This window comes from Microbacterium sp. A93 (genome assembly GCF_051842835.1).
In genome coordinates this window covers 17,838-34,270 of record NZ_JBPXMT010000002.1, presented here as the reverse complement: position 1 = coordinate 34,270, position 16,433 = coordinate 17,838, and the positions used below count along the sequence as shown (strand labels likewise).

General features: G+C 70.4%; 9 protein-coding genes and 1 tRNA gene. 6 read left to right on the top strand and 4 right to left on the bottom strand.

Annotated elements, in window-relative coordinates; translation table 11 throughout:
• Positions 1 to 35: 35 nt before the first annotated feature.
• Positions 36 to 1,340: a hemolysin family protein gene (locus ACSU1G_RS04460; RefSeq protein ID WP_439278719.1), complete on the top strand. Its 1,305-nt coding sequence runs from the start codon at positions 36 to 38 to the stop codon at positions 1,338 to 1,340.
• Positions 1,341 to 1,396: 56 nt separating this feature from the next.
• On the opposite strand, the gene manB is transcribed toward ACSU1G_RS04460, so the two are convergent.
• Positions 1,397 to 2,986 (bottom strand): phosphomannomutase/phosphoglucomutase, encoded by a 1,590-nt coding sequence (manB, locus tag ACSU1G_RS04455; RefSeq protein ID WP_439278718.1) that lies wholly within the window; start codon positions 2,984 to 2,986, stop codon positions 1,397 to 1,399.
• A gap of 16 nt (positions 2,987 to 3,002) precedes the next feature.
• Here manB and ACSU1G_RS04450 point away from each other — a divergent pair, with 16 nt between their 5' ends.
• The 4 genes from ACSU1G_RS04450 to ACSU1G_RS04435 all read left to right on the top strand — a co-directional run bounded on the left by ACSU1G_RS04450 (position 3,003) and on the right by ACSU1G_RS04435 (position 8,310).
• Positions 3,003 to 4,214, top strand: coding sequence for an MFS transporter (locus ACSU1G_RS04450; RefSeq protein WP_439278717.1), 1,212 nt, complete (start codon positions 3,003 to 3,005; stop codon positions 4,212 to 4,214).
• Between the two features lie 202 nt (positions 4,215 to 4,416).
• Positions 4,417 to 5,571: a DUF1611 domain-containing protein gene (locus tag ACSU1G_RS04445; RefSeq protein WP_439278716.1), complete on the top strand. Its 1,155-nt coding sequence runs from the start codon at positions 4,417 to 4,419 to the stop codon at positions 5,569 to 5,571.
• A gap of 24 nt (positions 5,572 to 5,595) precedes the next feature.
• On the top strand, positions 5,596 to 7,542 hold the full coding sequence (locus ACSU1G_RS04440; protein WP_439278715.1) for an ABC transporter transmembrane domain-containing protein: 1,947 nt from the start codon (positions 5,596 to 5,598) through the stop codon (positions 7,540 to 7,542).
• Positions 7,543 to 7,566: 24 nt separating this feature from the next.
• Complete coding sequence (locus ACSU1G_RS04435) at positions 7,567 to 8,310, top strand: hypothetical protein (protein WP_439278714.1); 744 nt, start codon at positions 7,567 to 7,569, stop codon at positions 8,308 to 8,310.
• Between the two features lie 212 nt (positions 8,311 to 8,522).
• Here ACSU1G_RS04435 and ACSU1G_RS04430 read toward each other — a convergent pair.
• A tRNA-Ser gene (locus ACSU1G_RS04430) sits at positions 8,523 to 8,611 on the bottom strand.
• An 80-nt stretch (positions 8,612 to 8,691) separates the two neighbouring features.
• The gene (locus ACSU1G_RS04425; RefSeq protein ID WP_439278713.1) at positions 8,692 to 10,980 is read right to left on the bottom strand and encodes a prolyl oligopeptidase family serine peptidase; all 2,289 of its coding nucleotides are present in this window, start codon (positions 10,978 to 10,980) and stop codon (positions 8,692 to 8,694) included.
• 146 nt (positions 10,981 to 11,126) lie between these two features.
• Between ACSU1G_RS04425 and ACSU1G_RS04420 the strand changes: the two genes are divergently transcribed.
• Positions 11,127 to 13,151, top strand: a complete 2,025-nt coding sequence (locus ACSU1G_RS04420; RefSeq protein WP_439278712.1) for an FAD/NAD(P)-binding protein — start codon at positions 11,127 to 11,129, stop codon at positions 13,149 to 13,151.
• A 105-nt stretch (positions 13,152 to 13,256) separates the two neighbouring features.
• Here the strand turns inward: ACSU1G_RS04420 and ACSU1G_RS04415 are convergent, their stop codons facing one another.
• Positions 13,257 to 16,373, bottom strand: coding sequence for an ExeM/NucH family extracellular endonuclease (locus ACSU1G_RS04415; protein ID WP_439278711.1), 3,117 nt, complete (start codon positions 16,371 to 16,373; stop codon positions 13,257 to 13,259).
• Positions 16,374 to 16,433 lie beyond the last annotated feature (60 nt).

Here is a 16,433-nt window from a genome sequence, read left to right as displayed (position 1 = left end):
CGGCCAAGAGGAGGGGCGGACGATAGCGTGGTCCCATGGATCTCGATACCCTGCTCAATGTCCTGCTGGTCATGGTCTTCGTGCTCATCGGCGGCGTCTTCGCCGGGACGGAGATGGCCATCGTCAACCTGCGGCAGTCGCAGGTCCAGGCCATCGCGGACAGCGGGCCGCGCGGTGCCAAGACCGCCGCACTGGTCCGGGACCCGAACCTCTTCCTCTCCGCCGTGCAGATCGGCGTCACCGTGGCCGGCTTCTTCTCCTCGGCCTACGGCGCCTCCACCATCGCCCCGGACCTCGCCCCCGTCCTGATGGGGTGGGGGATCGGCGAGCAGGCGGCGGGCACCCTGGCCCTGGTGGGTATGACCCTGGTGATCGCCTATCTGTCCCTGGTCTTCGGTGAGCTGGTGCCGAAGCGCCTGGCCATGCAGAACGCCGTGGGATTCACGAAGATCCTCGCCCCGCCGCTGGGTGGCTTCGCCGTACTCATGCGGCCGGTCATCTGGCTGCTCTCGGTCTCCACAAACGGGGTGGTGCGCCTGCTCGGCGGAGACCCGAAGGCCCACCAGGAGGCGGTCTCGGCGGAGGAGATCCGCTCCATGGTCACCACCTCGGAATCCTTGGAGGACACGGATCGGCGCGTGCTGCAGTCCGTCTTCGATGCCGCCGAGCGCACCGTGGTGGAGGTCATGCGGCCGAGGCCGGAGGTGAACTTCCTGGAGGGCGAGGCCACCGTGGACGAGGCCCTGGTCGCGTTGGCCACGATGCCGAACTCCCGCTACCCCGTGACGGGGAAGGACACGGACGACGTGCTGGGCTTCATCCACCTCCGGGACCTGCTCACGGTGGAGGACCGGTCGGTCGCGGTGTCCTCGATGGCGCGGGAGATCACGGTGCTGCCCGGCACGGTGGACGTGCTCCAGGCCGTGAGCCGCATGCGGTCCAGTGGCAACCAGATCGCCCTGGTGATCGACGAGTACGGCGGGACCGACGGCATCGTCACCCTCGAAGACCTGTTGGAGGAACTCGTCGGGGACATCTACGACGAATTCGATGACGGTCTGGTCCAGGAGGGCACCGCCCTGCGGGAGGGGGAGGAGACGGAGGTGGACGGCGGGCTGATCCTGCAGGAACTGGCCCAACAGACGGGTATCGAGCTGCCGGACGACGGCTCCTATGAGACCATCGGCGGCTTCATCATGGCCGAGTTGGGGCGGGTTCCCGATGAAGGGGACCGGGTCGAGACCGGGGACGCCTCCCTGGAGGTCCTGGGCATGGAGGGCCACCGGGTGGGCCGGGTCCGGATCACCCGCACCCCAGCACCACGAGCGGACCCCTCCTGATCACTGTGGGGGGCAGAGATCACTGGTGATCTCTGCCCCCACAACGCTCGGCGGGGTCAGGAGTCCTGGCGGACGAGGTCCAGGACGGTGTCGCGGAGGGTGGCCATGGTGTCGGGGTCGTGGGCCTCGCCGTTGTAGCGCAGGAAGGGTTCGGTGTTGGAGGGGCGCAGGTTGAACCACCAGGTCCCGTCGGTGGCGGCGACGGTGGTGCCGTCCATGCGATCCACGCTCACCTGGGTACCGGCCAGGTCGTCCAGCCCGGCTAGCTCGTTGCCGGGTGTGCCGGTTGTGATGGTGTCGTCGCCGGAGGCGGTGGGGTCGGCGGCGAGGGTCGGGGCGAAGACCTCCAGGACCCGGTCCACCGCGGCGGACTTGTCCGTCACCTCGGAGTTGATCTCCCCGGAGGCGGTGTACGGGTCGTATTCGGCGGCCAGATCGGACAGGGGCCCGTCCTGGGTGCCCAGGGCGGCCAGGACGTGCATGGCGGCGAGCATGCCGGTGTCGGCGTTGAAGAAGTCACGGAAGTAGTAGTGCGCGGAGTGCTCCCCGCCGAACACCGCACCCTCGGAGGCCATGAGGGCCTTGATGAAGGAATGGCCCACCCGGGTCTTCACGGCCCGGCCGCCGGCGGCGGCCACCAGCTCGGGTACCGCCCGGGAGGTGATCAGGTTGTGGATGATGACCGGCTGGGCCTCGGGGGCCTGCACGGTGCCGTTGACGGTGTCTCCGGCCTGGGCGCGGGCGATCTCCCGGCGGGCGACCAGCCCGGTCACGGCCGAGGGCGAGACCGGCTCACCCTTCTCGTCGATGACGAAGCACCGGTCGGCGTCGCCGTCGAAGGCCAAGCCGATGTCCGCCCCGTGGGCCACCACCGCGGCCTGCAGGTCGCGCAGGTTCTCCGGTTCCAGGGGATTGGCCGGGTGGTTGGGGAAAGTGCCGTCCAGCTCGAAGTACAAAGGCTCGATCTGCAGCGGCAGGCCCGCCAGCACGGTATCGCCCAGCACCGCCGGGGTGGTCATGCCGGCCATGCCGTTGCCGGCATCCACCACCACCTTCAACGGGCGGATCCCGGACAGGTCCACCAGGGAGCGTAGGTAGGCTGCGTAGCCGGCCAACACGTCGAGCTCGCTCACGGTCCCGGTCTGGTCCGCCGACGGGACCTCACCGGTGTCCAGGTAGCCCTGGGCCACGTCCCGGATCTGGAAGAGTCCGGTGTCCGAGGAGACCGGGACGGCCCCGGCCTGGGCCATCTTCATGCCGTTGTAGGCGGCCGGGTTGTGGGAGGCGGTGAACACCACCCCGGCGGCCTGCTCCACCCCGCAGGCGTAGTAGAGCATGTCCGTAGAGACCAGGCCCAGCATCACCACATCCGCCCCCCGGGCGGTCGCCCCCTCGGCGAAGGCCTGAGAGAAGTCGGGGGAGGAGGGGCGCATGTCCCCGCCCACCAGGACCCGGGACCCGGCCAGGCCCAGCACGTCCACGAACGCCGCGCCCACAGCCCGCACGGACGCCTCGGTGATGGATTCCCCGACGATGCCGCGCACGTCGTAGGCCTTGAAGGACTGACTGAGATCAACTGGGGTGGTCACGGTCCACCATCCTAGGACAGCCTCCCCAGCACGCGGCGTCGGACTCTCTCCACCCATGGCTAGAGTCGAGGCCGTGAACACAGGAACCGGGGGACCGTGGGCGGGGCATGTGCCCGGCACACCCGGATACCGCCGCCTGTTGCTGGGACTGTTCCTGGCCGGCGTCGCGACCTTCGCCCAGCTGTACTCACCCCAGGGGCTGCTGCCGCTGATCAGCGGTGACCTCGGCCTCCCCGCCTCGGATGCCGCCCTGATGATCTCGCTCGCGACCCTCGGACTGGCACTCGGCGTGATCCCGTGGTCCTACGCGGGCGACCGCCTCGGCCGCAAACGCGCCATGGGGTGGGCCATCCTGGCGGCCTGCCTCTTCTCCCTGGCGGCGGTGGTGATGCCGGGGTTCGGCGGCGTCCTCGCCTTCCGCCTGCTCGAGGGCTTCGCCCTGGGCGGTGTCCCGGCCCTGGCACTGGCCTACCTCAACGAGGAGGTCAACGCGGCCTCTGCCGCCCTCGCCGCCGGCACCTACATCTCCGGCACCACCCTCGGCGGGCTGGCGGGCCGGCTCCTGGCCGCGCCCGTGGGGGAGGTGTTCGGGTGGCGGGCCGGGCTGCTGACCGTGACCGTGATCGCCGTGGCCTGCGCCGTGGCCTTCCTGCTGCTGGCCCCGGACGCCCGGGGGTTCACGCCGCATCGGACCACCCTGCGTGGGGCCGTGCGGGCGCTCGCAGGCAATCTCCGGTCGCCGTCCCTGCTGGTCATCTACGCCCAGGGGTTCCTGCTCATGGGCGGGTTCGTGGCCATGTACAACTACCTCGGATTCCACCTCGCGGGGGAGCCGTTCAACCTGCCCCTCTCGGTGGTGTCCCTGGTGTTCGTGGCCTATCTGGCCGGCACCTGGACCTCACCGCTGGCGGGCCGGCTGGCCGGACGGTACGGACGGAGACCGGTGCTGCTGGTCTCCACGGCCACCATGACCGCGGGCGTGCTGCTGACCCTGGTCCCGTCCCTCTGGGTGGTGCTGCCGGCCGTGATCGTCTTCACGGGCGGATTCTTCGCAGCCCATGCCGTGGCCTCAGGGTGGGCGGGGGCTGCCGCCGTGGCGGGCCGGGCGCAGTCCGCCTCGCTCTACAACTTCGGCTACTACGCGGGGTCCAGCCTGTTCGGCTGGCTCGGTGGTGTGTTCCTGGCCGGGGCGGGATGGCCGGGGACCGTGCTCATGACGGTGGCCCTCTCCGTCCTGGCCCTGGGCCTGGCCTGGTTCATCCGCAGCCCGCACGCCGGCAGATGATCCTCCACACCCCTCTCGTCAAACTCCCATGGACTTCTGTCCGCCCACGTCAGACGAGTTGTACAGGACCAAAAACTGTTTGATGAGAACGCTCTCATCCGGGGCTCATGGACGGCTCATGGGCCGTTGGTTCCATAGTTCCTGAGGCCGGCGGAACACCCCGAACGGTCACCGGAGCACAGTGAACAGTGAGAGGCCCGCCATGAGCATCGAGACCACCAACCCGAGCAGCGTCCTGACGATCATCGACACCGCTGACACGACCTACCAGCGCGTGGAGCTGCCGGCCCGCATCCAAGCCGCCTACACCACCCGGTTCGTGGGAGCGGCGTTGGAGGCCGACCGTTCGGTCTTCCACCTGGCCGCCGGTCCCACCGTCACGCCGAAGGCGGGCGACGTGGTGGTGGCCCGCGTGTCCGAGATCCTCAACCACAAGCGGATCGAGACGCCGGAGTCGCGCAAGGCCATCCTCTTCCCGGACCACATCGTGATGCTGGCCTACGGCCACCGCTACGCCGCGGACCAGTTCCTGGCCCACGTCCCGGACTCCCTGCAGCCCTGCCACCTGGTCGCCGCGGGCGGTGTGGCCGGCACTGTCACCGAGCAGCACGCCGCCATCGACGAGCCCACCCAGATCGAACCCCTCGGCCTGCTGGCGGATGCGCACGGCATCGTCAACCTCTCCCGCTTCGCCCCCTACGCCCTGAACCCGGTCCCGGCGATCGGCTCCTCGGAGCAGGAGCTGGCCGCCGCCCTGCCGGGCCGCCCCACCGTGATCGCCGTGCTGGGCACGTCCATGAACTCGGGCAAGTCCACCGCCATGGCCACCCTGGTCAACGGCCTCACCAACGCCGGCCTGACGGTCTCGGCCGGCAAGTCCACCGGTACCGGTGCCGGCAACGACCCGATGATCTACGTGGACGGCGGCGCCGCCAAGGTGCTGGACTTCACCGACTTCGGCTACCCGACCACCTTCAGGCTGGACTTCGAACAGGTCCGGGCCCTGACCGTGAACCTCGTGGACGCCATGGCGGAGACGGACACGGATGTGGTGGTCGTGGAGATCGCGGACGGTGTCTACCAGGGTGAGACGGCCCGGCTGCTGCGCGATCCGCTCTTCCAGTCCGTGGTGGACCGTGTGGTCTTCGCCGCCGGCGACGCCCTGGGCGCCGTGGCCGGGGTCCGCGAGCTGCAGGACGCCGGGCTGGACGTGGCCGCGGTCTCGGGCGTGCTGACCTCCTCCCCGCTGGCGACCGCCGAGGCCCACCAGGTCCTGGCCCGCGCCGGGGTCCCGGTCATCGACACCTACGAGCTGACCGACGCCGCCGTGTCCTCGGCCCTGCTGCCCCGCTCCTGACCGGCTGACCACGAGGTCTCACCCATGACCAACCACCCCACTCTGGAGGACATCCTGAATCCGGACCGCCTCACAGCGCAGCGGTATGACCACGGCGGGCACGACGACGGCCGGGCCGGCTCCCAGCGCCGGTTCCGGCTCTCGGCGGAGCCGCACACCGGAGACGACGTCTCTGGCGCTCCCGGGGACGAGACCCTGGGCGCCGCCATCGACGCGGACGCCGTCATCGACGCAGAGGATGAGGGCACCACCGAGGCCTCCGGCGCCGACGAGAGGATGCCGACCGTCTGGTCCGGCCGCCGTCGCTATCTGCTGGTGATCCTCTTCCTGCTGGGCGTCTTCCAGGCCGTCATGGCGCTGGTCATGTCCTTCTCCGTGGATGCGCTGTTGGGGATGCCGGCCCAGGTCAACGCGGCGCTGAACGCCGGGACCGCCCCGGACGGTACCGCCCTGGACCCGGCGGCCATCGCCCAGGCCGGCACGTATGTCCCGTGGCTGCAGCTGTCCATCCTGATGCTCGCCGTGCTCTCCATCTTCGGAGCCCGCTGGGGAGAGCGGGTGGTGGGGGAGGACCTCGGCCAGGACTACGTCTACGAACTGCGGCGCAAGCTGATCGGCACCACCCTGGCCGGTTCGGGCAACGCCTCGCTCGGGGTGACCATCACCCGCGCCTCCAATGACCTGACCGCCGTACGCAACTGGGTCTCCCAGGGGATCGTCCCGCTGATGACCTCGCTGCCTCTGATCATCGTGGTGCTCGGGGTTCTGGCCGTCTCCAACTGGCAGGTGGGCCTGGCCGTGGGGGTCCCGATCGTGCTGCTGGGCCTGACCGTGCCACCCCTGGCCAAGGCGACCTTCGTGCGCGCGAGGTACCTGCGCCGGCGTCGTGGCCGGATGTCCGCCCGCATCGCGGACACCGTGCGTGCCGGGGAGTCCATCCAGGCGGCCGGCGGGGTCAACCGCGAGCTCAACGCCCTGGACCGGGACTCGGGCAAGGTGGTCCACGCCGCCGTGGCCCGCGCCCGCATCACCGGCCTGGTCCGGGCCTCCGCCATCACCGCGGCCTCACTGGCCACCGCCGCCGTGGTGGTGCTGGGCACCCTCGGGCTGATCGACACCGCCGGGGTGGCCTCCGCCATGACGCTGGTGGGCGTCATGTCCACCCCGCTGGGGGACCTGGGCCGCGTGGTGGAGTACCGGCAGAACTACAAGGCGGCCCGCCGCATCCAGGCCCCCCTGCTGGCACAGGCCGAGGTGCTGAGGCAGGCGGAGAAGGACCGCGAGGAGAACTGGAAGGACGTGGAGCGGGACCGCTCCAGCACCGGACGCAACGGCCTGCGGATCCGCCGGATGGTGGTGCAGGGCCAGCGCGTGCCCATGCTCCAGGCCGGCGCGGGGGACGTCATCCAGATCCAGTCACATGACCCGGGCCGGATCCAGCCCGTCCTGCTGAACCTGCTGGCCGGACAGAACACCGGTGCCGAGCCGGGCCAGCCCACGCCCGCACTGGACATGGTGGTGGACGGCTACGACTACACCCAGGCTCCGGGGCGCCAACGGCGCAAGCTGCTCGGCCACGCCTCGGTGCGCGTGCCGTTGGAGCGCGGCACCGTGTCCCGCGCCATCGCCTACCGCAACCCCAAGGCCACGGACGAACAGACCCGCGAGGCCTTCGCCCGGGTGGGGCTGGACCGCGTGCTGCGCCAGTTCCCGCGGGGCGGGCAGACCCGGATCAAGAACGGCGGCGAGCCGCTGACCGGCTCCCAGGTGGCGCGGTTGAAGCTGGGCCGCGCACTGCTGGAGAACCCGCCGTTGCTGGTCCTGGACGGGATCGACTCGGATCTGGACGCGGAGGGGATCCGGCTGCTGCGCGCCGAGCTGCAGGACTATCCGGGCGTAGTGTTGTTCACCTCGCAGAACCCGTCACGGGTGGCCCCGGGTCACCGGGTCTGGACGGTCGACGCACCCTGAGGTTGTCGTCCTAGACTGGAGATCATGGAATACCTCATTCCGCTGTTGATCGTCGTGCTCGTGGCCGTGCTGGTCGGTGTCGGCGCGTGGCTGCACTCGCGCCGCTCGTCTGCCTCCGGTGGCCAGACCTCCGGCCGTACGGCCGCGCCGCGCCGCGGGTCACTGGCCGGCCGCGTGAGCGCGGACAGCGCCCGGGCCGCCTCGACCCGCCTGGACCAGGACACCCACCGCGAGGTCTACCGCCTGATCGCGGCCGGCCGCACCGCCGAGGCGATCACCGCCTACCGCCGGACCACCGGGGCCGGCACCTTCGAGGCCATGATGGACGTCCAGGCGCTCGCCACCTACCCGCAGATCTGGGCCAAACCCTCCACCGGCACCTCCCTCCACCCCGAGGGCACGACGCCGGCCACCTCCTCCTCCCCGGATGGTCCCGGCCCGGCGGAGGCCGGGGATCAGACCCCCGGGAGCCGCGTCCCGCCGGCTGACATCGCGGACGCGACCCAGCTGGTGATTCCCGAGGACTGGTTGGGTGACCGCCTGCCCGCGGACCGTCCCTTCGAACTCGAGGTGGTGCGGGACGAGACCACGGTCCGAGTATCCTCTGACGACCTGCCGCCGTTCCTGCGCGATCAGCTGACCGCCCTGGTGCGGGACGGTCGCGTGGAGGACGCCGCCCTGGAGCTCTCGGCCCACACGGTGCTCACGGCGGAGGAAGCCCTGCAGTTCCTGCACATCCTTGAGCGGGAACAGGGCCAGGACGACTGACCGGCCCATGGAGCCACAGTGTTCCCGCCAGGTCACAGTGTTCCTGCCGGGTCACAGCGATCATCATGGTGGCTCGGCACGATGGGTGTGGTGGCCCGGGTGTGGTGGCCCCGGGAGGGCCAGCCCGCAAGGTGGCACACTGATCATGAACGTAAATTGAACGTGAACGCAAGAAGCCCGGGAACTCGAGGTTCCCGGGCTTCTCACTTCTGCGGAGACGGGGGGATTTGAACCCCCGGTCCAGCTTTCACCGGACCCTTCATTAGCAGTGAAGTCCATTCGGCCGCTCTGGCACGTCTCCACTGTCGCCATCAGTGAGATGGTAACCCTGACATGCTAGCCGCCGCAGGGCCTTGAGTTCAAAGCGAGACTCCGGAGTGACTACCGCGCGTCCCCCACGGCCTTCCACAGGAACTCCAGGGACCGTGCGTGCAGCGCCGCCGCCTGCCGGTTGTCCGAGGCTCCGGCATGCCCGCCGTCGAGGTCCTCGTGGAACCACACGTTGGGCACGCCCAGGTCCAGCATGCGGGCGGCCATCTTGCGGGCCTGCTCGGGTCCCACGCGGTCGTCGGAGGTGGCCGTCCATACCAGGAGGTCGGGATACCCGGTACCCGGCCCGCCGCCGTCGCGGCCTTGAACCGCACCAGCCACGGGGCGGTCCAGCAGCAGGTGGTAGGGCGAGAAGGTGCGGATGAACTCCCACTCGGCCGGCACATCCGGGTCACCGTATTCGGCGATCCAGCTGTGCCCGGCGGACAGCACGGTGTACCGGCGCATGTCCAGCAGGGGCACCCCGCAGCTCAGGGCGCCGAACAGCTCGGGGTACAGGGTGGCCATGGCGCCCATCAACAGCCCGCCGTTGGACCGGCCCGTCGCCGCCAGATGCGCGCGGTCGGCCACGCCCCGGTTCTTCAGGTCCCGGGCGATGGCGGCGAAGTCCTCGTAGGCGCGGTGCCGGTTCTGCTTCAGGGCGGCCCGGTGCCAGTCGGGGCCGTACTCGCCGCCGCCGCGGATATTGGCGATGACATGGATACCCTGCCGACCCTCGGGGTTGCGGCGGGTCAGCCAGCCACGCCCGTAGACCCCCGAGTAGCCCGGTAGCTTCGAGGCGAGGAAGCCCCCGTAACCGTCCATCAGCACCGGGTTGGCGCCGTCCAACTCGAGTTCCGCGGGACCGATCTGGAAGTACGGGACCCGCGTGCCGTCGTCGGACACGGCGAAGTGCTGGCGCACCTGGAGTCCGGTCGCGTCGAAGCGCTCCGGTCCGGTCCGCACGGTGACCAGCTCGGGCACGACGCCGGCCGGCACCGTCTCGGTGCCAGCCGCACCGAGGTGCGTCGGCAGGGTGGCGCGCAGCAGCGTCGGCGGGGTCAGCGCACCGGTGGCAGTGATCCACAGGTCGTCGCCGCAGTCCGGGTCCTCGTCATCCACCGCGGCCACGCCCAGGGTCAGGAACGGGTCGGCGGGATTGGGATTCTCCAGCAGGATGCGCCGGGTCGCGTCCAGGGCGACCCGGGAGGACGGCACCCCGGACTCCGGTGCGGCCAGAGAGCCCTGCGGCAGCGCGTACAGGGCCGAGGCCACGTCCTGCAAGACGGTCAGCACCAGATGGGAGGCGGTCCAGGCCCATGCGGACAGGGTGGTACCCCGCGTGGGCAGGAAGGCCGGCCGTGGTTCCTCGGAACCGTCCAGGAAGCCGTCCACGGTGCAGACCAGCAGCGAGCCGGCCGGATGGGCCGCCCCGGGCAACTCCCATTCGGACTTCAGGAAGACGGTCAGCCACTGCCGGTGCACGTCCACCTCGGCGTCGAGCGGCACGTCCAGCCGCCGCCAGCCGGTGCGGTCGCAGTCGGCGCCAGACCGGTTCCCGTCAGCCCCGGACCCTCCGTCCGGGTCACGCAGCCACGTGGTGGACTGGTAGAAGTCGATCGCGTCGATCGCCACCGTTCGTTCCCATCCCGGGGTGGAGTCGTGGCCGCCGAAGGCTGCCACGTGCTCCCGGTCCACCGCGAACACGGTCTCTGCGGCCTCCAGCGGCCCGCCCCGGTCCAGGACCCGCAGGTTCCGCGTGTAGGAGGAGCGGGTGGCATCGCCGGCCTCGGGATCTGCGTCCGTCACCGTGCCCACCAGCAGCTGGTCGCGGCTGATCCAGGAGGCCTGCGTCTTGGCCACCGGCAGCTCGAAGCCCTCGGGCGCGGTCACAAAGGACCGGGTGCCCAGGTCGAACTCCCGCACGGCCACGGCGTCCCCGCCGTCAGGGGAGAGGCTCAGCAGGGCGCGGTCCCAGTCCGGGCGCAGCAACCGTGCGCCGGCGAACACCCAGTCCGTGTCCTCCGCCGCGGCGAGGGCGTCCACGTCCAGTAGGACCTCCCACGCCGGTTCGCCGGACAGGTAGGCCTCCCACCGGGTGCGGCGCCACAGTCCGCGCGGGTGCTCGCCGTCCCGCCAGAAGTTGTAGTACCAGCCGCCCCGCTTGCTCACGTGGGGGATGCGGTCCGGGGCGTCCAGGATGGCGGTGAGGTCCTGCTGCAGGTCCGCGAACCGGTCCGAGTCCAGCAACGACTCCGTCCGGGCGTTCTGCTGACGCACCCAGTCCAGGGGTTTCTGACCGTGGATGTCCTCGAGCCAGAGGAAGTCGTCGGTGGGCTGGGAATCAGGACTCGGCTGCATCCTCCTATGCAACCACAGGGCCCTCACGGTGACCGTAGGCTGGAACGGCTTGCAGTGAACCGGCAGTACTACGCCACTACTCCGTCAGCACATCGTCAGCACACCGTCAGCACACCGAGAACACGCCCCGCCGAGAGGACCCGCGCATGACCTCCCTAGTGCCCGAGCCAGTGCCCGAGAGACGGTTCACCGTGGCCGTGGTGGGGGCCGGCCCGCGGGGGACCTCGTTCCTGGAACGACTCCTGGCCGCCGTCGAGGAATCCGCCGCAGGATCTGCCGCGGCGCCTGCCTCTGCATCGGCAGAGGAGTCCGGGCACCCGGCACCGTTGCTGGACCTCGTGGTGATCGATCCCTTTGAGCCGGGTCCGGGCCACGTCTGGCGGGCCGGGCAGTCGGAGCTGTTCCTGATGAACACGCCGGCCTTCTTCCCCACGGTGGCGGCCGCGGGCACCCCGGGGCTGAACCCCTCCTCAGCCGCCCTGACCTTCGACCAGTGGCGGATGGCCCACCCGGACCGGGCCCGCGTGCTGGACCGCACGGACTATCCGCCGCGGGCCGTGTACGGCCGGTACCTGGCCGAGATGTTCCGGGAGGTGACGTCCGCACTCAACGGGCGGGCCGGCGTCGGGAGCGTGATCTGGCGGCAGGACGAGGTGGTGCACCTGGCACCGGCGCCCGGCACCCACGAGGCCGCCGGAGGGGCGCGTCTGACCCTCGGTGACGGAAGCACGGTGGAGGCGGACGCCGTGGTGTTGTGCGTGGGGCACGTGCCGGCTCGGCTGACGGCCGAGCAGCGGCGGTTGGAGGAGGCGGCGGGGCAGCTGGGCCTGCACTACCGCGGACCGAACATCCCCTGTGACCTGGATTGGGAGGCCATCCCGGCCGGCGAGGACGTGCTGGTGCGGGGGATGGGGCTGAACTTCTTCGACGGGCTGGCCCAACTGACGCTGGGCCGGGGTGGGACGTACGCGGACACGGGGGCGGGCCCGGGGCGCGCCCTGGACTATCGCCCCTCGGGTGCCGAGCCGGTGCTCCATCCGGCCTCGCGCCGGGGCGTGTGCTACCTGCCCAAGGCGGAGCTGGACGCCTTCGTCCCGCACGCGGTGTCCCTGAAGTACCTCGTGCCCGAGGTCGTCGAGGCGCTGCAGGACGCGCACGGCCCGCTGGACTTCGCGGTCCACCTGTGGCCGCTCATCCACCGGGACGTGGTGCGGGCGTACTACAACGCGCTGGTGCGGCTCCGCCCGGACGTGCTGGGTGGGGCCGGGCCGGCCACCGAGTTCCTGGCCGGCCTGGTGGGACTGCTGGAGCAGGCCGGCCGCGGGGAGCCCGTCACGAGCCAACAGGCCCAGTCCCTGCTGCATCAGTACGCCCCCGGGATGCCGTTCCTGGACATCCGGGCCCTGGCCCGGCCGTTCGAGGGGCAGGTCTTTGCCACGGGGGAGGACTACCAGCGCGCGGTGATCGGCTTCCTCGAGGGGATCTGCGCCGAGGCCGCCGCGGGGGAGGATTCCCCGCTCATGGTCGCGATCGGGACCTTGCACGCCGCGCGGCTGCAGGTGAAGCAATGGGTGGCGGAGCAGCGGATCACGGATGCCTCACGACGCCGGGACGTGTCAGGCTGGTTCGAGTCCCTCGTGGAGGGGACCGCCTCCGGTCCGCCGCTGGAGCGCGTGGAGCAGCTGCTGGCCGCGGCCCGGGCGGGCCTGGTCCGGTTCGTGGGCCCGGACCCCCAATTCGAGCCCGACGCCGGCCGGTCCCGGTTCGCGGTGTCCTCACCGCAGGTGGGTGGTGCCGAGGAAGCACAGGACGTGCACCGCGGAACCTGGATGGTGGAGGCGATGATGCCGCCGAACCGGGTGCTGGTCTCCGAATCCCCCCTGGTGTCAGCCCTGCTGGCCGAGGGGGTTGCGGTGCCCTACACGGTGGAGGACGAGGAGGGCGATCCCGTGCCGGGGCGCGGCTTCGACGTGACGGAGCGTCCCCACCGCCTCCGGGACGTCACCGGGGCGGTGCACGAGCGGATCTTCGTGCTGGGACTGCAGCTGGCCTCGGTCCAGTGGGGCACCGCCATCGCCGCGGAGGCCGGCCGTGACCCGGACGGGCGGGCCCGCACCCTCGGGGACGCGGAGGCGGCCGCCCGGGCTGTCTGGGCGCTCGCCCGCCCCTGACCCGACCCAGAGAGCACAGAGACTCACCCCAGAAAGCACAGAGTGACCCCGCCCCCATCGTGGTGACGGGGTGGGGTCACTCAGGGCCCGGGTGACAGGAGGGGTTTAGTCCTGCGTGGTGAGGTCGTATTGGTACATGACCTTGGCGACCTCCCCGCGGTTGATGGGGGTGAACGGGCGGTAGTCCCCGTCGGTGTAGCCGTTGACCAGTCCCTCGGAGGCGGCCCAGGCGATCGCCTCGTAGTGGGTGCTGGAGGTCGGCACGTCTTCGAACGCCGACTCTTTCGGGGCCGTGAAGTCCTCTGGGCCCGCCGCCCGGTAGAGGAACGTCACGAACTCCGAGCGGGTCACGTCCCGGCCCGGGCGGAAGGTGCCGTCCGTGTAACCGGTCGTGACCTCGTGGGCGTCGTCGGCGGCCCAGGCGATCGGGGTGAAGTGCGGGGCACCGACCGGCACGTCCGGGAAGATCGCCACCGCCGGGTCCGCGGTGTAGTCCGGGGCCAGGTACCGCTGCAGGAAGGCCACCGACTCACCGCGGGTGATCTCCCGGCCCTTGCGGTAGGTCCCGTCGGCGTACCCGTTGGTCACGCCCTCGGTCTGCATCCACCGTACCGGGGCGTAGTACACGGACCCCGGCTGGTTGTCCGAGAAGTCCTTCACCGGCTCGGGATCAGTGGGATCGGTCGGCTCCCCGGCGTCCAGCTGGATGCCGACGAGGATCGGGTTGTGGTCCGAGGAACGCCACTGGTCGGCGGTGTAGAGCTGCTCCGGGGTGTAGTTGTACCGCGAGTACTCCAGTGCCACAGACTCGTTGGCGTTGATCATCCAGAGGTCCGTTCCGGTGACGGTCTCATCGGCGTCAGCGGACGCGAAGATCCCGTCCAGGGAGCCGACCCCGGCGTCGAAGGTGTAGGAGTACTCGCCCTCGGACTTGGCGCCCTGGCTGATGTAGCCGGCCGCCTCGAGGACTCCGATCGGGTCCTCCTTCTCGTAGGCGTTGAAGTCACCCATGAGGAACACCCGGTCGGTGCCCTCGGAGGCCTTCTGGTCCTCGGCGAAGTCCACGAGGGCCTCGGCCTGGGCCACGCGGTCCGCGTTGGAGCTGCCCTGGCCGTCGCCCGAGTCCTCATTGCCGGCACCGGAGCCGGAGCCCTTGGACTTGAAGTGGTTGGTGATGGCCACGAACTCGGTGCCCTCGATCCCGCCGTCCTCGCCGAGGGCGCGGAAGGTCTGGGCCAGCGGCTCGCGGGCGTTGGAGAAGGCCGCGGAATCGGTCAGGATGCTGGACTCGCCCACGGTCTCCACGGCGGCCGGCTGGTAGATGAAGGCGTTGCGGATGACGTCCTCATCAGCGGGGATCTCCGCCGGTGACCCGGCGTAGGCCCACTTCTCGGCACCGGCGGCGGCATTCAGGGCCTCCACCAGTGCCGCGAGGGACTCGTCACGGTCGTTGCCGAACGCGGCGCCGTTCTCGATCTCCTCGAGGGCCACCACGGAGGCGTCCAGGCCGTTGATGGCGGCGACGATCTTCTCCTGCTGGCGCAGGAAGTTCTCCTCGTTGTAGGCGCCGCGGGGATCGCAGAAGTCGGTCGCGATCGGATTGCCCTCGTGGTCCTCGAAGGCGTCGCAGTCCTCGAACTCATCGCCCAGGGTGGTGAAGTAGTTCAGCACGTTGAAGGAGGCCAGCTGCACGTTGCCGCCCACGTCGTCCGGGGTAGCCTCCGCGGCGCGGGTGTTCTCGAAGGTGGCGGGCTGGACCTCGTCCGCGTTCTCGTGGGTGAGATGCCGGGTCGGCTGGAAGTTCCAGGCGTCGAAGCGGTAGTCCAGGATGACCGGGTCGGCGAAGGTCACGGCGGAACCCACCCGCACCGGGTCGTCGACGTCCAGGTACGGCAGCTTGTTCTGGTTGCCCGGGGCGCGCATGAAGTTGGTGGAGGCTCCGTCGTCAAGCACGATCAGTTGCTCGGCGTTCTCCGCCATCACGGCCTGTGCGGCGGTTCCGGGATCGGCCACCGAGGTGGGGTTGTCCAGCGGGGAGGTGCCCGGGGCCAGCCCCAGGGAGCCATAGGCGTTCACGTCATAGTTGTCCGTGATCGTCCACTCCATCCCGGAGGGGTCGATCAGCATGCCCTCGTGGGCCTCCTTGGACTCCTCATCGGCGGGGAACTCCAGCGCCGTGGGTTTGACCGCCTCAGCGGACTCATCCAGCTGCTCCACGTTGCCGGCGCGGACCGTCAGCTGGGTGCCCGTGAAGTGCTCACCCACCTCGCCGATGACCTGGACGTGGTCGCCCAGGGCCACCTCACCCACGGTGTCGGCGGAGTAGATGAAGATCGCGTCCGAGGCACCCGGGGTGGCGTCCTCGTCGCCGCCGGAACCGGCGGTCTGGAGGTAGTAGCCGTTGAAGCCGCCGGTCGAGTAGACCGCCGTGACCACGCCCCGGGTCATGAGGTTCTGGCCGACCATCTCGGAAGCGGCCCCGGTGCCCTGGATCTCGGCGATCGGGGTGATCTCGGTGGGGACCTCGGGCTCGGGTTCCGGCTCCGGCGTGCTGCCGGTCTCGCCGGCCGCATTGGTGGGCGTGACCGTCTCGGTGGCCGTGAAGTCGGCCGAGTTGTCATCCGTGTCCACGCCGTCCGTGCGGGTCATCGACTTCGGGTCGTTGTTGGCCGAGGGGCCGGTCGCGGCGGCGGTCTCGAAGGTGTTCGAGGTGCCGTAACCCAGCAGATCAACGACGCCGGCCACCTCGGCTTCCGCGGTCACGGAACCGACCGGGAGGGAGACCTTCTCGGTCTGGTTGGCCAGGACCAGGGTCCCGTTGGTGCCGGAGAAGGACACGCTGGTGTCGAGGCCGGCGTCGGCGGCGGGCAGGGCCTCGCCGTTCGGCTCGGCGCCGTTGGCGTTGCCCTGGACCAGGTAGTAGCCGCCGGCCTTGATGGTGCCGGAGAGCTCGATGACCCCGCTCGGGGCGGCCTCGCCGGTGGCGGAGCGGTACTGGATGGACCAGCCGTCCAGGGAGATGTCCGCGGCCGTCGGGTTGTAGAGCTCCACGAACTTGTGGGTGAACGCGGCGTTGGCGGAGCCGCCGTTGGTATAGGCCTCACTGATGACGACGGTGTCGTCAGCGGGGGCGGCGGTGGCAGCCTGGGCCGGGACCACGAGGCTGGCGGACAGCAGCGCCATCGAGGCGCCCACTGCGGTCAAACGTGAAGCGAACTTCATGGTGACTTCTTTCGGTGAGTGTTGCTGCGGTGGAGGTGATGAACAGGTTCAGCGGGGTGC

Coding starts and splice junctions, on each gene's coding strand:
- ACSU1G_RS04440 (WP_439278715.1), top strand. CDS start 5,596: ATGACCAACCACCCCACTCTGGAGGACATCCTGAATCCGGACCGCCTC.
- ACSU1G_RS04435 (WP_439278714.1), top strand. CDS start 7,567: ATGGAATACCTCATTCCGCTGTTGATCGTCGTGCTCGTGGCCGTGCTG.
- ACSU1G_RS04425 (WP_439278713.1), bottom strand. CDS start 10,980: ATGCAGCCGAGTCCTGATTCCCAGCCCACCGACGACTTCCTCTGGCTC.
- ACSU1G_RS04445 (WP_439278716.1), top strand. CDS start 4,417: ATGAGCATCGAGACCACCAACCCGAGCAGCGTCCTGACGATCATCGAC.
- ACSU1G_RS04460 (WP_439278719.1), top strand. CDS start 36: ATGGATCTCGATACCCTGCTCAATGTCCTGCTGGTCATGGTCTTCGTG.
- ACSU1G_RS04420 (WP_439278712.1), top strand. CDS start 11,127: ATGACCTCCCTAGTGCCCGAGCCAGTGCCCGAGAGACGGTTCACCGTG.
- ACSU1G_RS04415 (WP_439278711.1), bottom strand. CDS start 16,373: ATGAAGTTCGCTTCACGTTTGACCGCAGTGGGCGCCTCGATGGCGCTG.
- manB (WP_439278718.1), bottom strand. CDS start 2,986: ATGGGTGGAGAGAGTCCGACGCCGCGTGCTGGGGAGGCTGTCCTAGGA.